Here is a 20,775-nt window from a genome sequence, read left to right on the forward strand (position 1 = left end):
CGGAGACGGTGAGCGGGCCGGCGGCGAGCGGGCCGGCGGTGAGGGAAACGGCGGCGAGGGACACGGCGGCGAGCGGCCCGGTGTGCACGCCGGCAGCTTCGCCGCGGAGCATCTCTCGCCCTCCTTCCCGGAGCGTGCGGCCTGGGGCACGGCGAACAAGCTGCGCGCCTGGCAGGCCGAGGCCCTCGACGCGTACTTCGTCCACGAGCCGCGCGACTTCCTCGCCGCGGCGACCCCCGGCGCCGGTAAGACGACCTTCGCGCTGCGCCTCGCGACCGAGCTGCTGTCCCGGCGCGTGGTCGAGCGCGTCACCGTGGTCGCGCCCACCGAGCACCTGAAGCGGCAGTGGGCGGAGGCGGCCGCGCGGGTCGGCCTGCACCTCGACCCGGAGTTCAAGAACTCCGACGGCCGGTACGCCCGCCACTACCGAGGCGTCGCCGTGACCTACGCGCAGGTCGCGATGCGTCCCTCCCTGCACAAGGACATCACCGAGGCACACAAGACGCTGGTCATCCTCGACGAGGTGCACCACGGCGGCGACGCGCTCAGCTGGGGCGACGGCATCCGGGACGCGTTCGAGCGGGCCACCCGGCGGCTGTCGCTGACGGGTACGCCGTTCCGCTCCGACACCGCGCCGATCCCGTTCGTCACCTATCTGCCCGACCGTCAGGGCATCCGTACCTCCGTCACCGACTACAACTACGGCTACGGGCGCGCGCTCGAAGACGGCGTCGTCCGTCCCGTCATCTTCATGGTCTACGCCGGCCACATGCGCTGGCGCACCAAGACCGGCGACGAGATGGAGGCGCGGCTCGGCGAGGGCAACACGAAGGACATCACCTCGCAGGCCTGGCGCACGGCGCTCGACCCGCGCGGCGAGTGGATCCCGGCGGTGCTGTCGGCCGCGGATAGGCGGCTCACCGAGGTGCGCAACTCCATCCCGGACGCCGGCGGGCTCGTCATCGCGACCGACCACTACGCCGCCCGCGCGTACGCGGACCTGCTCCAGCAGATCAGCGGCGAGCCTGTGACGGTCGTGCTCTCGGACGAGAAGGAGGCGAGCGACCGGATCGAGCAGTTCTCGAAGGGCGACTCGCGGTGGATGGTGGCCGTGCGGATGGTGTCGGAGGGCGTGGACGTGCCCCGGCTGGCGGTCGGCGTGTACGCGACCAGCGCATCCACCCCGCTGTTCTTCGCGCAGGCCATCGGACGCTTCGTGCGCGCCCGCCGTCGCGGCGAGACGGCCTCGGTGTTCCTGCCGAACGTTCCGACCCTGATGGCGCTGGCGAACGCCATGGAGCTCGAGCGGGACCACGCCCTTGACAAGGTCACCGACGAGAACGCCGAGGGCGACCTGTGGAACCCCGAAGACGCGATGGTCGCCGAGGCGAACCGCGAGGAGCGGGCGTCGGAGGCGCTGACCGAGGAGTTCGCGTTCGAGGCGCTGGGATCCGAGGCGAACTTCGACCGCGTCCTCTACGACGGCAAGGAGTTCGGCAGCTTCGCGGTGCCCGGAACGGACGAGGAGCACGACTTCATCGGCCTGCCCGGCATCCTCGAACCCGAGCAGGTGCACGAGCTGCTGCTGCAGCGGCAGCAGCGTCAGGCCCGGCGGCACTCGTCGCGTCCGCCCGCCGCAGAGGGGCATCCGCCGGCGCCGCTGCACCGGACGCTCAAGGAGCAGCGGCAGCTGCTCAACAGCCTCGTCGGCCTGTACGCGAAGAACACGGGCGAGGCGCACGGGCTCATCCATGCGGAGCTGCGGCGCGTGTGCGGCGGGCCGGCGGTCGCGCAGGCGAGCGTGACGCAGCTGCAGGCGCGGATCGACTACCTGCGCAAGCGGCTGGGGTCGCACTAGGGCGGCTCGGCGCGCTCTAGCGTGGCTCGGGGTGCTTCTCGGGCGCGTTAGGGTCGCCGAACCTTCCTGGCGGAGGTGCGCGCGGGTTCCTAGGCTGGGCGCATGGCCGACAGCATGGGAAGCGCAGCATCCGCCCCGGAGCAGCACCCGGACGAACCGCACCGCGGCGGCCTCGCCCAACGGCTCAACTGGCTGCGTGCCGGCGTGCTCGGCGCCAACGACGGCATCGTGTCGGTGGCCGCGGTTGTGGTCGGCGTCGCCGGAGCGACGACGTGCGTCCCGGCGATCGTCACGGCCGGCCTCGCCGCGCTCGTCGGCGGTGCGATCTCGATGGCGCTCGGGGAGTACGTGTCGGTGAGCAGCCAGCGCGACAGCGAGCGCGCCTTGATCGCCAAGGAGCGCCGGGAGCTCGCGGAGATGCCCGAGGAAGAGCTCGAGGAGCTGACCGGACTGTACGAGCAGCGCGGGCTCTCGCCCGAGACGGCGCGGCAGGTGGCGATCGAGCTCACCGAGCACGACGCCCTCGCGGCGCACCTCTCGGCGGAGCTCGGGATCGACCAGGACGACGTGGTCAGCCCGTGGCACGCGGCGCTCGCGTCGGCGGTCGCGTTCACGTGCGGCGCGATCCTTCCGATGCTGACCATCCTACTGCCGCCGGAGCTGCGCATCCCGGTGACGTTCGTCGCGGTGCTCATCGCGCTGGCGCTCACCGGCTACGTCGCGGCGTGGATCGGCGGCAGCTCGCGGGGACGTGCGATGATCCGTGTGGTCATCGGCGGGGCGCTGGCCCTGGCGGCGACGTTCGCGATCGGTTCGCTGCTGGGCACGATGGTCGCCGGGTAGCCCGCCCCGCCCGGTACGGCCGCTGAGGAACGAGAGGGACGACAGATGGTGGATGCGGAGAACACGGTCGACACGGCGGCGGTCGCGCCACCGGCGTCGACGATGAAGGACAAGGCCGCCATCGTCCGCGACTGGCTGCCGCGCTACACGGGGACGCCGCTCGAGGAGTTCGGCGAGTACGTGCTGCTCACCAACTTCGGCGACTACGTGGAGCGGTTCGCCGAGTGGTACGGCGCGGAGGTCCGCGGCCGCGACCGGTCAATGCCCAACGCCACGGCCGACGGAATCACGATGATCGACTTCGGGATGGGCAGCCCGAACGCCGCGACCGTGATGGACCTGCTCTCGGCGGTGTGCCCGAAGGCGGCGCTGTTCCTCGGCAAGTGCGGGGGAGTGAAGAGCAAGAGCCGGGTCGGCGACCTGGTGCTGCCGATCGCGGCCATCCGCGGCGAGGGCACGTCGAACGACTACCTGCCGCCGGAAGTGCCGGCGCTGCCCGCGTTCCAGTTGCAGCGGGCGGTCTCGTCGAGCATCCGCGACGTCAAGCAGGACTACTGGACTGGCACCGTCTACACGACGAACCGCCGGGTGTGGGAGCACGACGACACGTTCAAGGAGTACCTGCGCCGCACGCGCTGCATGGCGGTCGACATGGAGACGGCGACGGTGTTCGCCGCGGGCTTCGCCAACCGCATCCCGAGCGGCGCCCTGCTGCTGGTCTCGGACCAGCCGATGACGCCGGAGGGCGTGAAGACGGCGCAGAGCGACCTCGGGGTGACGCGCGACTTCGTGGAGCGGCACATCCGCATCGGCGTGGAGGCGCTGCGGCTTGTGCGCCGCAACGGCCGCAGCGTGCGGCACCTCCGCTTCGAGGACGACTGACGCGGGCGCCCTGTTGCCTGCCGCTGACCGACATTCGTGCCGAATGTCGGTCTCGGGCCTCGGGGAGCCGACATTCGTGCCGAATGTCTGCTGGCTGCGCTCCCTGGTCCGCGGGACATTGGTGCCGAATGGCGGGATAGAGAGCACGTGAGGCGACATTCGGCACGAATGTGGGCCGGAGCGCGGCGCGCGGCGGGCGCGGCGACGCCGCGGGTCAGCGGAAGTCGCGGGAGACGGTGCGGATGCCCGTGTCGAGGGCCTCGAGGCGGTCGGCGACCACGTTGACCACACCCTCCTCGCTGCGCTCCAGGATGCCGCGGACGATCATCGCGGGAGCCTGCCGGGCGACGCGGCGGTAGCGGTTCCACACGCCGACCGGGCACACCACGTTGATCATCCCGGTCTCGTCCTCGATGTTGAGGAACGTCACCCCCGCCGCCGTCGCCGGGCGCTGGCGGTGCGTGACCACGCCGCCGATCTCGATGCGGCGGCCGGACTCGCTCGACGCGAGCGTGTCGGCGGGACGCACTCCACGTGCGGCGAGCGCCGGGCGGAGGAACCGGATGGGGTGGTCGTCGGTCGAGATCCCGGTCGACCACAGGTCGCTGGCGAGCTGCTCGGCGGGGGAGAGCAGCGGCAGGAGCGGCGGCTGGACCGTGATCGCGGTGCCCGCCAGGAACTCGGGGCGCTCCTGGGCGGCGTTGCCGGCCTCCCAGATCGCCTGCCGCCTGCTCAGGTCGAAGCCCTCGAAGGCTCCGGCCGCGGCGAGCGCCTCCAACTGGCCGGTGTTGAGGCCGGTGCGGCGGGCGAGGTCGGCGAGGTCGCGGTACGGGCCGTCCGCCTCCCGCTCGGCGACGATCCGCTCGGCGACCTTCTCGCCGATGGAGGTGACGGCCGCGAGCCCGAGGCGGACCGCATGGCCGGCGTCGCGCCGGTGCGCCGCGAAGTCGAGCGGCACCGCCGGGTCGAACCGCTCGATCGGCGGCTGGTCGGGCTCCCGGCACGCGTCGGCGCCGGTCGGGCCGGGCTGCGCCGCATCCAGCGGCTCGAGCAGCGGGAAGACGCCGGAGCGCTGGATGTCGGGCCGGTGCACGACCACGCCGTGGCGGCGGGCGTCGGCGGTGAGGGTGCGCGGCGAGTAGAAGCCCATCGGCTGCGCGCGGAGCAGGCCGGCGAGGAACGCGCCGGGGTAGTGCAGCTTCATCCACGAGCTCACGTAGACCAGCAGGGCGAAGCTGATCGCGTGGCTCTCGGCGAAGCCGAAGTTGGCGAACGCCTCGATCTTCTCGTAGATCGCGTCGGCGTCGGCTCCGGTGATGCCGTTGTGCGCCATCCCCGCGTACAGCTTCGCCTTGAGCGCGTCGATCTTCTCGACCCCGCGCTTCGAGCCCATCGCGCGGCGCAGCTGGTCGGCGTCCTCCGCCGTGCAGTCGCCGACCGCGACCGCCATCTGCATCAGCTGCTCCTGGAACAGGGGCACCCCCAGCGTCCGCTCCAGCACCGGAACCAGCGACGGGTGCAGGTAGGTGACCGGCTCCTTGCCGAGCTTGCGGCGGATGTACGGGTGCACCGCGCCGCCCTGGATGGGTCCCGGGCGGATCAGGGCGATCTCGATCACCAGGTCGTAGAAGCTGCGCGGCTGGAGGCGCGGCAGCGTCCCGATCTGGGCGCGGCTCTCCACCTGGAACACGCCGATGGAGTCGGCCCGGCAGAGCATGTCGTAGACGCCCGCCTCTTCTTTGGGGATGGTCTCGAGCGTCCAATTCTCGCCCAGCGACGCCTCGATGGTGCGCATCGAGTAGTCGAGCGCGGAGAGCATCCCGAGCCCCAGCAGGTCGAACTTGACCAGACCCATCCACGCGCAGTCGTCCTTGTCCCACTGCAGCACCGTGCGCCCCTCCATGCGGGCGTGCTCGATCGGGCACACCTCGCCGACGGGACGATCGGTGAGCACCATCCCGCCCGAGTGGATGCCGAGGTGCCGCGGGAACTTGAGCACCTGCTGGGCCATCCCCACCACGTCGTCCGGGATGTCATGATCGTCGCTGGTCTGGACGCTTCCCCAGGCGTCGATCTGCTTGCTCCAGGCGTCCTGCTGACCGGTGGAGTAGCCGAGCGCCTTCGCCATGTCGCGCACGGCGTTCTTCGGGCGGTACGTGATGACGTTGGCGACCTGTGCGGCGTTGTGCCGGCCGTACTTGGCGTAGACGTACTGGATGACCTCCTCGCGCCGGTCGGAGTCGAAGTCGACGTCGATGTCGGGCTCCTCCTCCCGCATGCTGGAGAGGAACCGCTCGAACGGCAGGTCGTACTTGATCGAGTCGACGGCGGTGATGCCCAGGAGGTAGACGACGGCCGAGTTCGCGGCCGACCCGCGACCCTGGCAGAGGATGCCGCGGCTGCGGGCGAAGCGCACGATGTCGTGGACGATGAGGAAGTAGCCGGGGAAGTCCTTCGCCTCGATCACGTCGAGCTCCCGCTCGATGCGCTCCCGCTTCGCCGGGTTGCGGTCGAGGTCGGGGTAGCGCTCCGCTGCCCCGCGCCAGGTGAGCTCGCGCAGCCAGCTCATCGGGGTGTGGCCGTCGGGGACGTCCTGCTTCGGCAGCCGCGGACGCGCGCTGCGGAGACGGAACGCGAGGTCGTCGGCGATGTCGACGGTCCGCTCCACCGAGCCCGGGTAGCGCGCGAAACGGCGGGCCATCTCCGCGCCGCTGCGCAGGTGCGCCGCCCCGGCGGCCGGAAGCCAGCCGTCGAGCTCGTCGAGGCTGCGGCGGGCGCGCACGGCGGAGACGGCGGTCGCGAGCGGGTACTGCGCGGGGCTCGCGTAGTGGACGTTGTTCGTCGCGACCGTGGGCAGGCCCAGCCGCCCGGCGATGCGGGCCAGGATGTCGTTCTCGGTGGAGTCGCGCGGGCCGCCCTGGTCGATCAGCTCGACGAGCACGTTGTCGCGCCCGAACAGCTCGGTCAGGCGCGCGACCTCGCGCTCGGCGGCGCGTTCGCCCCCGCCGGCGAGCGCCAGCCGCACGTCGCCCTTCCGGCAGCCGGTCAGCACCATCCACTCGCCGGCGGACTGCTGGGCTAGCTCGTCGAGGCGGTACACCGGGCGGCCCTTCTCGTCGCCGGCGAGCTGACCGGCGGTGATCGCGGCGGCGAGCCGGTGGTAGCCCTCCTGCTGCCGGGCGAGCACGACGAGGTGGCTGCCCTCGGGGTCGGGCTCGCCGTTCTGCGGCTTGGAGAGCGAGAGTGAGAGCTCGGCGCCGAACACGGTCTTCACCCGGTCGTACGCCTCGGCGGCCTCGGCCAGGTGCACGACGCCGTAGAGCCCGTCGTGGTCGGTGAGCGCGAGCGCGTGCAGGTTCAGCCGTGTCGCCTCCTCCAGCAGCTCCTCCGGGGAGGAGGCGCCGTCGAGGAAGCTGAAGTTGCTGTGCGCGTGCAGCTCCGCGTACCGGACGGCCTCCTCCGGAGCCTCCGGGATGGGCTGCGGGACGTACTTCTGCCGTTTGCGCGACGACGGCCGCTCGTCGGCCTGCTGACCGGTGCGCCGGCCGGAGAGCCGCCGCTCGAACTCGGCCCACGGGATGGGCGGGTTGTCGAATCCCATCAGTCGTACCGCGCTTCCGCGAACCAGCCGGAGCCGGCGAGGGAGAGCAGCCACGCCGTACCGTCGGCGTCGACCAGCTGGAACCGGTGCATCGCCCGCGCGAGCGACGCATCCCACCACCGTTCGCGCACCGGCCACGGGCCCGCCCAGGAGTCGACGGGCCGCGCATCCCGCGGCGTGCCGGTCGCCGAGAACAGGGCGATCGGCGCGGTGACGTCGCCGCGGTCGGTCACCTCGACCGGTGCGCCCTCCACCGTCAGCACCGCGACGGGACGCGGCACCTCGAACACCGTCGACGGCGCCGGGGCGGGGAGCGACCCGGGCCACGGCCGGTCCGCGCGCGCGACCCCGACCGGACGGTCGCCCCACGGCACCAGCACCTGCCGCTCCGCGGGGGCGCGGCCGCCCGCGATCGTGGCGGTGACCACCGCCTCGTGCCCGAGCATGCTCTGCACCCGGGTGAGGCCGTGGTGGATGCGCTCGTCGGCGCCGCCGCCCCACAGGCCGTCCTCGTGGTGGCCGATGTCGTCGACCGCCTCCGGCGCGAGGGCGACGCGGGAGATCGGCGACGCCAGGCCGGAGTCGATGGCGCCCGCGCCCTGCAGATGCCAGCGCACCCGGTCGACCACGTCCGGCGCCGAGAACAGCCGGGGGTGCAGCCAGGTGCGATCGCTGACCCGCCCGGACTCGTCGGTCACCTCCACCCGCAGCGACGTGCACACCAGCCCGGCCTTGGTGAGGCCGGCGATGAACTGCTCGGCGGCGCCGCGCACCGCGAAGGTCACCTGGTCGACCCGGTCGAGGGGAGGCTCGAACTCGATCGCGCGGTCGAGCTGCTTCGGCGGGGTGCGCGGCACCACGGCGGTGCCGTCGAGCCCGCTGGCCAGGGTGTGCGCCTGCTCGCCCCGCTCGCCGAACCGCTCGCGCATGTCGACGCGGGAGAGCGCGGCGATGTCGCCCAGCGTGTGCAGCCCGAGCCGGCGCAGCAGCGGCGTGAGGTCGGAGAGTCCGAGCTGTGCGACCGGGAGCGGCGCGAGGAACGCGGGGGAGCCGCTCGCCGGGATGACCCGCACGCGGGTGCGGGTGCCGCCGGTGGAGCGGGCCGCCTGCTCGGCGGCGAACGGTCCGTCGGCGACGCCGACCCGCGCATCCGGCAGCCCCAGCTCTTCGAGGCAGCGCAGCAGCTCGGCGGCCGCCTCCTCCTCTCCGCCGTAGTAGCGGGCCGGGCCGCGCGCCCGCAGCACGAACGTGCCGGGACGGACCGGCTGGACGCCGGGCGTGATCTCCTCCACCCGGGCGAGCACCGGGTCGAAGGCGCGCGCATCCTGCACCGGGTCGTACGGGACCACCTCCAGCTGGGGGCAGCGGGCCTGCGCCTCGCGCATCCGGAGCCCGCGCTTCACGCCGTCGGAGCGCGCCGCCTCCGAGCACGCGAAGACGAGGCCCTTCTCGACCAGGGCGAGCGGCAGCTCCGGCGCCAGGTCGAGCGCCTGTTGGGCCGCGATCACCGGCCAGTCGGGGCACCACACCACGATGGCGCGGGTCACGGCCGGCTCGTACCCCTTGGTGGCGGCCATCAGCCCACCGCCTCGAGCCGGGTGGGGGCGGTGGCGCGGAAGCTCTCGTCGACCGCCGGCAGCCACAGGTCGGCGGTGCGGCGCGGGCCGGACCCGCCGCGCGGCGCGGACTCCACCGTCACCCGTCGGGACGAGAGGTAGCCGTACCCGGCGCCCAGCCCGTCCCAGCCGCTCCGCGCGACCCGCAGCGTGGCCTCGACCTGAGGCCAGTCGCCCGCGACGATGAGCGTCGCCTCGCGCTGCCGCAACCGGGCGCTGAGCCGGGCCACGTCGCCGCCCGTGGCGCGGGACGGCGGGGCGACGACGACCACGCTGAGCACGTCGACGACGGCCGCGGTGACGGTCAACCAGTCGTCGCCGGGATGCGGCACCAGCACCAGCCGCTCGAGGTCGATGCCGAACCGGCTCGCGGCCTCCGCGCCGAAATCGGGCATGCCCACCACACCGCACCAGGCGCCGGCCGCGCTCGGACCGGCGAGCATCGCCATCAGCAGGGTGGTCGATCCCTGCACCGAGTAGGCCGCCCCCGCCTTGAGCGCGCCGCCGGGGAGGAGGGGCGAGAGCGCGGGATGCGTCTGCAGCGTCCGGCTCTCGAGCTTGGTCGCCTGCATCTGCCGGATGCGGGTCTGCAGCTCGTGCACCTGCGCCCGGTCGACGACCGGTTCGCTGAGTGAGGAGGCTGCGAGTGACACCCTTCTATTTTCGAACATATGTTCGAATCTCGCAAATGAAATCTGGCGGTATCGACCCGGTTTCGGAAGGGGGTCGAACCGGCGCAGAGCTGTGCCGTCACTGTACGCCGGACGACCGACAGCGGACACAATGGAGGGTGCGCACCACCTACCCTGCGGCCGTCTACCTCTGCCTCTTCGACGGCGATCGCCTCCTGCTGCAGCGTCGTATGGGCACGGGCTACCGGGACGGCGAGCTGTCCCTCCCCGCCGGGCACGTCGAGCCGGGGGAGTCGGCCACCGCCGCGGTCCTGCGGGAGACGCGCGAGGAGATCCGGGTGGAGCTCGACCCGGGCGACGTGCGGCTCGCGCTGGTCCAGCACGGGCGCGCGGACGGCGACGCCTACATCGACTTCTTCTTCGTCGCCGACCTTCCACCCGGCGCGCAGCCGACGATCGGCGAGCCCGACAAGGCGTCCGAGCTGGTGTGGGCGCATGTGGATGCGCTGCCCGCGGACGTCATCCCCGTCATCCGGAACGGCATCGAGGCGCTGCTGCGTGGCGAGACGTACACGGAGTACGGCTGGTAGCGCCGCCCGCTACGGTTCGGTGACGAAGTCGATGAGGTGCTCGACCCGGCCGAGGAGCTCCGGTTCGAGGTCGGAGAACGACCGCACTCGACCGAGGATGCGCTTCCACGCGCGGGCGATGTCGGCCTGGGTCTCGTGCGGCAGCCCGAGCGCCGCGCAGATGCCGTGCTTCCACGGCACCGAGCGGGGGATGGCCGGCCAGGCGTCGAGGCCGACCCGCTCCGGCTTGACCGCCTGCCAGATGTCCACGAAGGGATGCCCGACGACCAGGACATGCGCTCCGTAGGGCCCGCGCGCGACCTGCTCGGCGATCCGGCTCTCCTTCGAACCGGGCACCAGGTGGTCGACCAGCACGCCGATCCGACGGCTGCGGTCGGGGCGGAACTCCTTCACGATCGCATCCAGGTCGTCCACACCTTCGAGGTATTCGACGACGACGCCCTCGACGCGGAGGTCGTCCCCCCAGACGCGCTCCACGAGTTCGGCGTCGTGCCGACCCTCGACGAAGATGCGGCTGGCGCGCGCGACGCGCGCCTTCTGGTCGCCCACCGAGAACGACCCGGAGGCGGTACGGGCCGGTCCCCCCGCCGCGCGCGACGGGACGACGAGCCGCACCGGTTCGCCGTCGATCAGGAACGAACCGGTGAGCGGGAACACCCGCTTCTTGCCGAAGTAGTCCTCGAGCTCGACGGTCTGCGCCTCCAGGCGGGTGATCGCCCCGCAGAAGCCGCTCGCGGCATCCTCGATCACCAGGTCCCGCACGGCCTCGACGGTCGGCACGGCCTTGCGGCCCGCGTTTTTCCAGTCGCCGGACAGGACATCGGTTCCGTAGCGGTCGTCCATCACCCGATGGAGGCTATGCGACCGGATGCGCCTGGTGCGGGAGGCACGCCCGCCTCAGTCGAACACGCGGACCAGCCGCCACGACCGCTCGACGGCGTCGTGCCGGACGTCGAACACGTGGGCCACGCCGTCTTCGCTCGTGCCCTGGAACCGCCACCCGCCGATCTCCCGGGGCAGGCTCCCGATCGTGTAGCGATGCTCGCCGAACGGTCGCCACCAGGCGCACACCTCCGCCCAGACCGTGGGCGTGTCCGACACGCGGTACCGGGTGGACCGCCACACCAGGCGCGTGGGGACACCCTCGTCGGTCGTCCAGACGGCGACCGCCTCGTCGATCTCGGTCATGCTGCTCACCTCGCCACTCGAACAAATGTTCGAGAACGAGTGTAACGTCCACCCGCCGGCAGCGCACCTCCGAGTGCTCGCTCATCCGGCTCGCCGCCGTCTCAGCAGCAGGCAGGAGCCGAGCACTCCCGCGGCGCCCAGCGTGCCGCCTCCGGCGATGGTCAGCGTGTCCGTTCCCAGCCCGCCGGTGAAGGGGAGGGCGGGGACCGGGAGCTGTGTGTTCGCGATGTCCGGAAGCGCGACCGCGGAGTCCGTCCTCGACACCACGACCGGGATCGGGCGTGGATCCCGGAGGAAGCCCTCCGGCGCACGTGTCTCCACCAGCTGAGTACGTGATCGTCGCGCTCCCGCCCGGGGACAGAGAGCCTGTCCATCGCAGCGTGGGTGCCACGTAGGTCACCGTCCCCGTCGTCGCCCGCTGGTCGTCTGTCAGGGTCGCCTCCGCGAGCACATCGCTCAGGTCGTCGGTCACGACGGCCTCCGCGTAGGCCTGCGAACCCGTGTTCCGGATGAGGATCTCGTACTCGACGCGGTCGCCGGGCCGCGCGTCCTTCACAGAGGACGCCTTGGTGAGGGCGAGCGAGCACCGGGCGGGGTCCTGCCTGACCTGGAAGACGGCGGCCCCGCTCGAGTTGCCGCTCGGGGCGTCCGACCCGGCGGCCGAGGTCGTCACGGCGCTCGCCGAGTTCGACAGCGTCGGCGGCGCGGCGTCGTCGCAGGTGCTCGCGGGCGCGGTGGTGGCGAAGCACATCTGCGGCGGATCCCCCCACCAGGCGACGACGATCTGGGCCCCGCGGACGTTGGCGATGTCGGTCACGCCGTTGAGGGTGACGCTCGCCGTGAGCTGCGTCACCGTCCGTGGGATGTCCGAGATCTCCCAGGCGAGCGCTCCGGCGTTGAGGGTCAGGGCCCGGTCGTGCCATCCCGGGATGACGGATCCGTTCTGATCCTTGAGCGTCACGGACCCGGTCCGGTACGCGGCCGTGTCGAGGCCGGACAGGCTGAGGGCGTGCCAGAGATGGAACGACGCGGCTCCCGTGCCGCAGTAGAAGCTCTCGGGCTTCACCGTCACCGATGTCGTCGCCGGAGGGATGCACGCTCCACCGGTGACGGCGTCGAAGAAGGTGATCTGGCCGCCGTCGCCGGTCGCGACGAGGCAGTCCGGAGTGAACGACGTCGCGGGACGCGTGGTGTAGTTCTTGCTGTTCGCCGGCTTGGTGAAGCCGGCGCAGCTGGGCACCGTGCCCGACCCGGAGTAGCGCCCGAAGTCGAGGCAGGTCACGACGTCTCCGGCGGGCGCGTACACCTTCGTGCCGATCGTGTAGACGTCTCCCGAGCCGTTGCCGCCGGCGCCGATGATGGCGCCCGTCCCGGAGTAGGGGTTGGTCGGCTGCGCCACCCCGGTGAGGCTCCAGCAGGCGGAGGTCGTGCCGGTGCCGTTCGCCAGCGTGCAGATCCCGCTGAGTGCGCCGGTGGCCGACAGCCGCGGAGCGAACGGAGTCCCCGCTTTGGCGAGGGACGAGGACGTGGCCACCGGCCACGAGCCGGCGCACAACGCCTTCGTCGCCAGGTCGTAGCAATAGGTCTGCCACGAGCCGGCGCTGGTCTGCTGGACGCTCGCGAATACGTGGTCGCCGAACACCGCCGACGTGTAGACGTTCGCGGTGGTGACTCCGGTCGTCAGCCGGACCTGCCCGCAGGTCGCGGAACTCGGCGTGATGCAGACCAGGTAGGCGGAACCGGAGCCGACGGCACTCGCCCAGGTGTTGCCGTCGGATGCCGGGAGGCCCGTTCCTCCGATCGTCGCGGCGACCTGGGTGTTGCTGGTGGTCGCGCCGATCGGGACGGACGAGAGGCCGCAGCTGGTCGGGGTCGTGGTCGCCAGGTCGAGGCAGGCGATGACGACGCCCGAATTGTCGTCCGGCCCCATGTACCAGTGCAGTCGGGTGCCCTCCAGCCAGGTGCCGTTCTGCTGGGCGCTCTTGCCGGGGTAGACGATGTCCGTGCCGATCGGCGTCCCAGTGGTCGACGACCAGCTCTGGACGTTGCTCGACGTCGGCCACCCCGGGCACGTCGCGCCGGTGGGCGTTGCGCAATAGACGATCGCCCCCGAGCTGTGGTGCCAGATCGCGTAGATCTTGCCGTTGTGGACGACCGCGTTGTAGGCGTCGCCGCCCGCGACACGGAGGTCGACCGGAGGACTGATCGTGAACGGGGGCGACGCCTGCTGGGTGCGGGGGAGCATGCCGGACGCCTTGAACCCGACGCCGGTCGCATCGGCCGGCGGGGCGCCCGTCGCCCACGAGACGCCGCCGTTCGTCGAGTACTGCGGGGTCACCGCGCCGGCCGGATTCGACGGGGGCGGGAGAACCAGTGAACCGGGGACGTACGTTCCGGCCCGCGTCAGCACGTCGGTGAGCGACACCTCCGCGGGCGCATCGCTGTTGTTCTGGTAGCCGACGACCCACGACACCGTGTCTCCCGGCCGCGCAGTGCCGGTGGCCGGGCCGCCGGGTGCATCCGGCGCGGCCGCCCTCGATCCGTTTTCCGTGTCGGTGCCCGTGGCCTGGATGGTGGAGAGCGCGGTCGTCGATGCGGCGGCGAGCGGAGGCGGCGCAACCAGCGCAGCGGCGACGACTCCGACGGTGGCGCACAGGACCAGGCACGCGGCTGCCCACCACGCGCGCGGTCGTCGCGCCGCGGGCCCGAGTCGATGCGCCATGGTGAGTGCTGCCCCTCCGCCGTCGGGGACGGATGTGTCCCCGCTTAACGAAGACGACGGGGATGCGGTCGCATAACGCGGGTGGCGGTCCTATGCATTCAATGTTTCGGCGGCGCCGCTGAACCGCCCCCGGTCAGCCGACGGTCGCGCCGAACAGCAGCCCGAGCAGATACGTGGCGGCTGCGGCCCCGTACCCGATGAGCAGCTGGCGGATCGCGCGCTTGAGCGGCGACGCGCCCGACAGGAGCCCGACGACGGCACCCGTCCCGAGCAGCACGATGCCGACGAGCAGGGCCGAGACGATGATGGCGGCCGTGCCGGTGAGCCCGAACAGGAACGGCAGGATCGGGATGAGCGCGCCGGACGCGAAGAAGCAGAAGCTCGAGAGCGCGGCGTTCCAGCCGGTGCCGATCGCCTCGTGCTCGTCGTCGGCGGCGGCCGGAGCGATCGGGATCGGGGAGGTGACCGCCTGGAGGCTGGAGAGCACCTCGCGGGCGTGTGACGCCGCCTCGTCGGGGGTCATACCGCGCGCCCGGTAGACGAGCGTGAGCTCGTTCGCATCCACGTCGAGGTGGGGGAGCGCCGAGCCGGTCGCCGGGTTGGGGGTGGACGCCTCCAACAGCTCGCGCTGGGACCGCACCGAGACGTACTCGCCGGCGCCCATGGACAGTGCTCCCGCCAGCAGGCCGGAGATGCCGGTCAGCAGCACGACGTGCGTCGGGACGCCGCTGGCGCTGACCCCGAGGACCAGCGCGAGGTTGCTGACGAGTCCGTCGTTCGCCCCGAACACGGCCGCCCGGAACGTGCCGGACAGGCGCTGCCGGCCGCGCGCGGCCAGGGCGCGCACGACCTCCTCGTGCACCTGCTCGTCGGCCGCCATCTGCGGCGTCGCGTCGCTGTCGGACGCATAGGGGGAGCGGGCTTCGGCGCGCTGCGCCAGCGCCAGCACGAAGACCGAGCCGAAGCGGCGCGCGAGCCAGCCCAGCATTCGGGTGCGCACGTCGCCGCGCAGGGGCCGGCCGGCCTGTTCGCCGAGGAGATCGACCCAGTGCTGCTCGTGCCGCCGCTCCGCCTCCGCCAGGGAGAGCAGGATGTCGCGCTCCTCGCCCTCGCGACGGCTGGCGAGATCGCGGTACACCGCGGCCTCCGCGCGTTCGTCGGCGAGGTAGCGTCGCCACCTCTTGATGTCGGCGGGGCTCGGGGTGCGTGCTGCGGTCGTCATCCCCTCCAGTTTAGAGCGGGCCGTCCGGGGCCGGTCCGGGAACGGCCTCGATTCCCAGCGCCGCCGCAGATCGCGTGAAGCGCTCTCCCCACTCGGCGGCGGCGTGCACGGCCTCCTCCGGTCCGACGATCCGGAACGGGGCGTCGACCGCCGCCAGGCCGAACAGCGCCCAGTCGGAACTGTCCGCGGTGATGCGGACGGCGCAGGTGCCGTCGCCGTTGTCCTCGACGGTCGACCAGCGGCCGAGCACCTCGAGGACGCGATCATAGGGCGCTTCCACCACCGCCTCCACGACCAGGGGCTCGACGACATTGTGGAGCGATTCACGGACGTACTCGGCCGCATCCTCGGCCGGCAGGGCGCGCGGACGGAAGCGGGTGCCGGTCGGCCGGGGCTCCGCGATCCGGTCGAGCCGGAAGCTGCGCCAGTCGAAGCGGGTCAGGTCGTAGGCGACGAGGTACCAGCGCCGCTCGATGGACACCAGACGGTGCGGCTCCACGGCGCGCGTGGACGCCTGGCCATCGCGCGCGACGTAGGCGAACTCGATCCGCTCCTCGTCGCGGCACGCCTGCGCGAGCGCGGTGAGAATGGCGGCGTCGGCGGTCGGCGCCGGGCCCAGTGCGGTCGACAGGGTCGTCGTGCGCAGCGCATCCACCCGCCGCCGGAGCTTGGGCGGCATGACCTGGACGATCTTGGCGAGGGCGCGGACGGACGCCTCGTCGACACCGGCGATCCCGCTCTGCGCCGCGGTGCGGAGCCCGACCGCCAGGGCCACCGCTTCATCGTCGTCGACCACGAGCGGCGGCAGGGAGGCGCCCGCGGCCAGCTGGTAGCCGCCGGCGACGCCGCGCGTCGCGTCGACGGGGTAGCCGAGGTCGCGCAGTCTCTCCACGTCGCGCCGTAGGGTGCGCGGGGAGACGCCGAGCTTGTCGGCGAGCTCCTGACCGGGCCAGTAGCGATGGGTCTGGAGCAGGGAGAGGAGCTGAAGCGCTCGCGTACCGGTGCTTGCCATACTTCGATTGTGCACGGCAAGCGGTCGGAAGCTGGCCGCTATGACCGCAATAGCGGTTCAGTCCGCCGATTCGGGCACAGCCTCGAGGTGCAGCGCGGGTGCTCCGGGGCGTGACAGCGTCAGCACCGCCTCGGTCACCCAGGGGGACTCCTCGACCTCGGCCTCCACCCGCTCCAGATCCGCGGCGACGTCGGACTCCCGGTCGTCGCCCACGAGGTCGACCGCCGCGACGAGGTAGAACCGCTCGGGCCCGACGTACTCCAGGTGCAGATAGGTGACCTTCTCGACCTCGGGATGCTCCAGCAGCATCCCGAGCGCGGTCTGCCAGGCCCGGTCGGACCCCGGCTCGCCCAGGAGGAACCGTCGGTTGCGCTCGATCAGCACGACGGCGACGACGGCGAGGAGGACGCCGATGAGGATGGACCCCAGCGCGTCCCAGAACCCGTTGCCGGTGAGCTCGTGGAGCAGCAGCCCGAAGAATGCGATGACGAGCCCGATGAGGGCCGCCGAGTCCTCGGCGAACACCGCGCGCAGGGTCGGGTTGGAGGTGCGGAGCACGTGCTCGAACGTCCCCGTTCCGCTGGAGGACGCCTTCGCGTGGGCCTGGCGGTACGACTGGATGAACGAGATGCCCTCGAAGACGAACGCCGCGGCGAGCACCAGGTAGCCGACCAGGTAGTCGGTGTCCTCCTCCTTCGACGACAGCGCCTGGACGCCGTGCATGATCGACACCACCGCTCCCGCCGTGAACAGCCCGACGGCGGCGAACAGGCTCCAGACGTACGAGTCGCGGCCGTAGCCTCCCGGATGGGCGGAGTCGCGCGGCCTGGCCGCCGAGCGCTCGGCCTGGATGAGGAAGACCTCGTTGCCGGCGTCCGCCCAGGAGTGGGCCGCCTCGGCGACGAGCGACGCGGAGCCGGTGAGCACGGCGGCGATGGTCTTCGCGATGGCGACCAGGATGTTCGCCGCGAAGGCGAGCAGCACGGTGAACAGGCTGGAGGAGGACCGTTTGCTGCGGGACACAGCGACACCATAGTCCCGGACGGGGAGCGGCGCTCCCGGACGAGGTGGCGAAAAAGCGGAAGGCCCCGGTCTCGCGACCGGGGCCTTCTCTACTGTGTTCTGCTCTTCTGTGTCCGAGGGGGGACTTGAACCCCCACGCCCTATACGGGCACTAGCACCTCAAGCTAGCGCGTCTGCCATTTCCGCCACCCGGACAGGTGGACGGCTTCCGGACTCGTCCGGCTGCCGAAGAAAGACGATAGCACGGTTTTCCCCAGCGGCAGCACTTGTCCACACACCCCGGGCGTGGCGGGGCGGGGGCCGTGATCGCCCGGTAGCGTTGGGGGATGACCGACGAACTCCGCGCCTCCGGGTCCGGCCTCGACGAGACCGCGATCATCGCCCGTGACCTCATCCGTTTCGACACCACCAACTACGGCGAGGGCCGTTCGAACGGCGAGGCCGACGCGGCGGAGTACCTCGAGGCGAAGCTCGTCGAGATGGGGCTCGCACCGCAGGTCTTCGAGTCCGATCCCGGTCGCGCCAGCGTCATCGCCCGCGTCGAGGGCGCTGACCCGTCGAAGCCGGCGCTGGTGGTGCACGGTCACCTCGACGTCGTGCCCGCCGACCCGCGCAACTGGACGGTCGACCCGTTCGGCGGCGAGATCCGCGACGGACTGCTCTGGGGCCGCGGCGCGGTCGACATGAAGAACATGGATGCAATGATCCTGACCGCGGTCGGCGACATCCTGGCCGCCGGCGAGCGTCCGGCGCGCGACCTGGTCGTCGCCTTCTTCGCGGACGAGGAGGACGGAGGCCGCCGCGGCTCCCACTACCTGGTCGACACGCACCCCGAGCTGTTCGAGGGCGCGACGGAGGCGATCAGCGAGGTCGGCGGGTACTCGATCGACCTGGCCGGGCGGCGCGCCTACCTGCTGCAGACCGGCGAGAAGTCCCTGGTCTGGATCAAGCTGATCGCGCGGGGGCGGGCGGCGCACGGCTCGCGCCTGATCCGCGACAACGCGATCACCAAGCTCGCCGAAGCGGTCGTCGCGCTGGGTCGCGAGGACTGGCCGGTCCAGCTGACCGCGACGACCACCCGCCTGATCGACGAGCTCGGCCGCCTGCTCGACGTCGACCCGGAGCGCGTCGGACCCGACGAGGTCGTGCTGCGCACCGGCACCGCGGCGGGCTTCATCCTGGCGACGCTGCGCGCGACGACGAACCCCACGCTCCTCGAGGCCGGGTACAAACACAACGTGATCCCCGACACGGCGGAGGCGCTGATCGACATCCGCACTCTTCCGGGCGACGAGGACATAGTGCTCGCGCGGGTGCGCGAGTTGATCGGCGAGGACGTGGAGATCGAGGTCATGCACCGTGACATCGGCCTGGAGGCGGAGTTCGGCGGCGGTCTGGTCGACGCCATCACGGGCACGCTGCGGCGTCACGATCCGGGAGCACCGGTGCTGCCGTACCTCCTCTCCGGCGGCACGGACAACAAGGCGCTCAGCACGCTCGGGATCACCGGGTACGGCTTCGCGCCGCTGAGACTTCCGGCCGAGCTCGACTTCCCCGGCATGTTCCACGGCGTCGACGAGCGGGTGCCGCTCGACGCGCTAGTGTTCGGGAGGACCGTGCTCCGCGACCTGCTGCGCTCCTACTGAGCCGCGCTACCCGCCAGAACGCCCCTCCGGAACAGGACACCGACTCTTGGACTTCATCAACGCGCTCATCCTCGGCTTCGTGCAGGGGCTCACCGAGTTCCTCCCGATCTCGTCGTCGGCGCACATCCGCATCGTGGGAGAGCTGCTCGGCACGGGCGCCGACCCGGGCGCCCGCTTCACCGCCATCATCCAGCTGGGCACCGAGGCGGCCGTCCTGCTGTACTTCTGGAAGGACATCACGCGCATCATCGCGCAGTGGTTCCGCGCCCTGTTCGGTCGCATCCCGCGCAACGACCCCGACGCACGGATGGGGTGGCTCGTCATCATCGGCAGCATCCCGATCGTGGTGCTGGGGCTGCTCTTCCAGAACCAGATCGAGACGGTCTTCCGCTCGCTCTGGCTGGTCGCCACGACGCTGATCGTCTTCGGCATCCTGCTCGGCATCGCCGATTGGGTGGGTGCGAAGACCAAGCGGCTGCGCGAACTGACCTGGCTCGACGGCATCATCTTCGGCCTCGCGCAGGCCCTCGCCCTCATCCCGGGCGTCTCGCGCTCCGGCGGCACGATCACGGCGGGACTCTTCATGGGCTACCAGCGGCGTGCCGCCGCGCGGTACTCGTTCCTGCTGGCGCTGCCGGCGGTCTTCGGCAGCGGGTTCTACCAGCTGTACAAGGCGGTCAAGGAGCCCTGCACCCAGGCGCTCGCGAGCGCCGGGACGTGCACCCCCGAGGTCTTCGGTCCGCTCGAGACCGCGGCCGCGACCGTCGTCGCCTTCGTCGTCGGGCTGCTCGTGATCGCGTTCTTCATGGGCTACATCTCGCGGCGCAGCTTCCTGCCCTTCGTGATCTACCGCATCGTGCTCGGCGTGCTGCTGATGATCCTGCTCGCCACGGGCGTGCTGCAGGCCTAGCGGCTACCGGCCACCGGTGACCGAGCGCTAGCCGCGCCGCGGGTCGTCCGGCCCTCGCCCGGCGGTGCCGCCGTCGCGACCGCCGTCCCGGCCGTCCCCGCGCCGGCGCAGGTAGCGCTCGAACTCCTGCGCGATCGCCTCGCCGCTCGCCTCGGGGGAGTCCACGGTGTCGCGCGCCTGCTCGAGCTGCTGGATGTAGGAGGCCATCTCCTCGTCGTCCGCGGCGAGCGCGTCGATCCCCGACTCCCAGGCGGCGGCCTCGTCCACGAGGGTGCCGCGCGGGATGGTCACGTCGACGAGCTCCTCGAGCTTGTCGATCAGCGCGAGCACCGCCTTCGGGCTCGGGGCGTTGTGCACGTAGTGGGGCACGGACGCCCAGATCATGATCGTGGGGATGCCCACGTCCTCGGCGCCTTCGGCCAGCGCGCTCAGGATGCCGACCGGCCCCTCGTAGCTGGAGCGCTCGACGCCGAGCTCGGCCCGGACGGCCGCGTTCTCACTCGACGCGAAGACGGAGATCGGGCGGGTGTGCGGAACGTCGGCGAGCATCGCGCCGAGGAAGACGACCGCTCCGATGTCGGCGGCGAGCGCCACATCCATGATCTCGGCCGTGAAGCTGCGCCAGCTGCGGGAGGGCTCGGTGCCGAGCAGCAGGAAGATGTTGCCGGCGTTGTCGCCGGTGACCGTCAGCTCGGCGTCGCCCGCGAGGTCTTCGCCGATGTGCCCGGGGAGGGAGGGGCCGTAGACCACCGCGGACGGCCAGATCAGGCGCCTGCGCCCGTCGTCGTCGGTCACCACGGGCCGGTTGAACTGGAAGTCGAAGTAGAGCTCGGGGTCGACCTCGGCGATGGGGACCACGTCGAGCTGCTCCTTGAGCGTCTTCACCGCGCCGCTGGCCGCCTCGCCGGCGTCGTTCCAGCCTTCGAACGCCACCACCAGGATGCGGCCTCCGAGGATGTTCTGTCCGTCAGTCACGAAGTCGTCCCTCGTCCTTCCCGGCGTCCGGTCGGGGCGCCATCCCTCAAGAATA

15 protein-coding genes and 1 tRNA gene are annotated in these 20,775 nt (G+C 71.8%); 6 read left to right on the plus strand and 10 right to left on the minus strand.

Annotation, left to right across the window (positions count from 1 at the left end; all coding sequences use genetic code 11):
- Positions 1-82: 82 nt before the first annotated feature.
- The 3 genes from ACTJI1_RS07000 (at position 83) to ACTJI1_RS07010 (ending at position 3,583) form a co-directional block, all read left to right on the plus strand.
- Positions 83-1,858, plus strand: coding sequence for a DEAD/DEAH box helicase (locus ACTJI1_RS07000; protein ID WP_440742188.1), 1,776 nt, complete (start codon positions 83-85; stop codon positions 1,856-1,858).
- A gap of 102 nt (positions 1,859-1,960) precedes the next feature.
- Positions 1,961-2,701 (plus strand): VIT1/CCC1 transporter family protein, encoded by a 741-nt coding sequence (locus ACTJI1_RS07005; protein WP_440742033.1) that lies wholly within the window; start codon positions 1,961-1,963, stop codon positions 2,699-2,701.
- 45 nt (positions 2,702-2,746) lie between these two features.
- Positions 2,747-3,583 carry an AMP nucleosidase gene (locus ACTJI1_RS07010; RefSeq protein WP_310129422.1) on the plus strand — a complete coding sequence of 279 codons (837 nt, stop codon included), beginning with the start codon at positions 2,747-2,749 and terminating at the stop codon, positions 3,581-3,583.
- A gap of 214 nt (positions 3,584-3,797) precedes the next feature.
- On the opposite strand, the gene ACTJI1_RS07015 is transcribed toward ACTJI1_RS07010, so the two are convergent.
- From ACTJI1_RS07015 to ACTJI1_RS07025, 3 genes are read right to left on the minus strand one after another with little or no spacing between them, the layout of a single operon-like run.
- Positions 3,798-7,184 (minus strand): error-prone DNA polymerase, encoded by a 3,387-nt coding sequence (locus ACTJI1_RS07015; RefSeq protein WP_440742034.1) that lies wholly within the window; start codon positions 7,182-7,184, stop codon positions 3,798-3,800.
- Positions 7,184-8,761: a DNA polymerase Y family protein gene (locus tag ACTJI1_RS07020; protein ID WP_440742035.1), complete on the minus strand. Its 1,578-nt coding sequence runs from the start codon at positions 8,759-8,761 to the stop codon at positions 7,184-7,186. The genes ACTJI1_RS07015 and ACTJI1_RS07020 overlap by 1 nt, the downstream gene beginning before the upstream one ends.
- Positions 8,761-9,453: a hypothetical protein gene (locus ACTJI1_RS07025; protein WP_440742036.1), complete on the minus strand. Its 693-nt coding sequence runs from the start codon at positions 9,451-9,453 to the stop codon at positions 8,761-8,763. The genes ACTJI1_RS07020 and ACTJI1_RS07025 overlap by 1 nt, the downstream gene beginning before the upstream one ends.
- 137 nt (positions 9,454-9,590) lie before the next feature.
- On the opposite strand from ACTJI1_RS07025, the gene ACTJI1_RS07030 reads away from it, so the two are divergent.
- Entirely contained in the window at positions 9,591-10,022 is a 432-nt protein-coding gene (locus tag ACTJI1_RS07030) for an NUDIX hydrolase (RefSeq protein ID WP_310129415.1), read from the plus strand.
- 9 nt (positions 10,023-10,031) lie between these two features.
- On the opposite strand, the gene ACTJI1_RS07035 is transcribed toward ACTJI1_RS07030, so the two are convergent.
- The 6 genes from ACTJI1_RS07035 to ACTJI1_RS07060 all read right to left on the minus strand — a co-directional run bounded on the left by ACTJI1_RS07035 (position 10,032) and on the right by ACTJI1_RS07060 (position 17,384).
- Positions 10,032-10,865 carry a DUF3097 domain-containing protein gene (locus ACTJI1_RS07035; protein WP_440742189.1) on the minus strand — a complete coding sequence of 278 codons (834 nt, stop codon included), beginning with the start codon at positions 10,863-10,865 and terminating at the stop codon, positions 10,032-10,034.
- Between the two features lie 13 nt (positions 10,866-10,878).
- A complete protein-coding gene (locus tag ACTJI1_RS07040) occupies positions 10,879-13,932 on the minus strand; it encodes a hypothetical protein (RefSeq protein ID WP_440742037.1) in 3,054 nt (1,017 codons plus the stop codon).
- A 133-nt stretch (positions 13,933-14,065) separates the two neighbouring features.
- On the minus strand, positions 14,066-15,154 hold the full coding sequence (locus ACTJI1_RS07045) for a VIT1/CCC1 transporter family protein (protein WP_440742038.1): 1,089 nt from the start codon (positions 15,152-15,154) through the stop codon (positions 14,066-14,068).
- Positions 15,155-15,164: 10 nt separating this feature from the next.
- Positions 15,165-16,166 carry a helix-turn-helix transcriptional regulator gene (locus ACTJI1_RS07050; protein ID WP_440742039.1) on the minus strand — a complete coding sequence of 334 codons (1,002 nt, stop codon included), beginning with the start codon at positions 16,164-16,166 and terminating at the stop codon, positions 15,165-15,167.
- Positions 16,167-16,223: 57 nt separating this feature from the next.
- Positions 16,224-17,189 carry a cation diffusion facilitator family transporter gene (locus ACTJI1_RS07055; RefSeq protein ID WP_440742040.1) on the minus strand — a complete coding sequence of 322 codons (966 nt, stop codon included), beginning with the start codon at positions 17,187-17,189 and terminating at the stop codon, positions 16,224-16,226.
- Between the two features lie 110 nt (positions 17,190-17,299).
- Positions 17,300-17,384, minus strand: a tRNA-Leu gene (locus ACTJI1_RS07060).
- Positions 17,385-17,515: 131 nt separating this feature from the next.
- On the opposite strand from ACTJI1_RS07060, the gene ACTJI1_RS07065 reads away from it, so the two are divergent.
- Both ACTJI1_RS07065 and ACTJI1_RS07070 read left to right on the plus strand, forming a co-directional pair.
- Positions 17,516-18,835: a M20/M25/M40 family metallo-hydrolase gene (locus tag ACTJI1_RS07065; RefSeq protein ID WP_440742041.1), complete on the plus strand. Its 1,320-nt coding sequence runs from the start codon at positions 17,516-17,518 to the stop codon at positions 18,833-18,835.
- Between the two features lie 46 nt (positions 18,836-18,881).
- Entirely contained in the window at positions 18,882-19,745 is an 864-nt protein-coding gene (locus ACTJI1_RS07070; protein ID WP_440742042.1) for an undecaprenyl-diphosphate phosphatase, read from the plus strand.
- 27 nt (positions 19,746-19,772) lie between these two features.
- Here the strand turns inward: ACTJI1_RS07070 and ACTJI1_RS07075 are convergent, their stop codons facing one another.
- Positions 19,773-20,720, minus strand: a complete 948-nt coding sequence (locus ACTJI1_RS07075; protein ID WP_310129402.1) for a proteasome assembly chaperone family protein — start codon at positions 20,718-20,720, stop codon at positions 19,773-19,775.
- Positions 20,721-20,775: the final 55 nt, after the last annotated feature.

It is taken from the genome of Leifsonia sp. 22587 (genome assembly GCF_052044215.1).
GTDB lineage: Bacteria > Actinomycetota > Actinomycetes > Actinomycetales > Microbacteriaceae > Leifsonia > Leifsonia shinshuensis_C.

Coding starts and splice junctions, on each gene's coding strand:
- ACTJI1_RS07005 (WP_440742033.1), top strand. CDS start 1,961: ATGGCCGACAGCATGGGAAGCGCAGCATCCGCCCCGGAGCAGCACCCG.
- ACTJI1_RS07010 (WP_310129422.1), top strand. CDS start 2,747: ATGGTGGATGCGGAGAACACGGTCGACACGGCGGCGGTCGCGCCACCG.
- ACTJI1_RS07015 (WP_440742034.1), bottom strand. CDS start 7,184: ATGGGATTCGACAACCCGCCCATCCCGTGGGCCGAGTTCGAGCGGCGG.
- ACTJI1_RS07020 (WP_440742035.1), bottom strand. CDS start 8,761: ATGGCCGCCACCAAGGGGTACGAGCCGGCCGTGACCCGCGCCATCGTG.
- ACTJI1_RS07035 (WP_440742189.1), bottom strand. CDS start 10,865: ATGGACGACCGCTACGGAACCGATGTCCTGTCCGGCGACTGGAAAAAC.
- ACTJI1_RS07040 (WP_440742037.1), bottom strand. CDS start 13,932: ATGGCGCATCGACTCGGGCCCGCGGCGCGACGACCGCGCGCGTGGTGG.
- ACTJI1_RS07045 (WP_440742038.1), bottom strand. CDS start 15,154: ATGACGACCGCAGCACGCACCCCGAGCCCCGCCGACATCAAGAGGTGG.
- ACTJI1_RS07050 (WP_440742039.1), bottom strand. CDS start 16,166: ATGGCAAGCACCGGTACGCGAGCGCTTCAGCTCCTCTCCCTGCTCCAG.
- ACTJI1_RS07065 (WP_440742041.1), top strand. CDS start 17,516: ATGACCGACGAACTCCGCGCCTCCGGGTCCGGCCTCGACGAGACCGCG.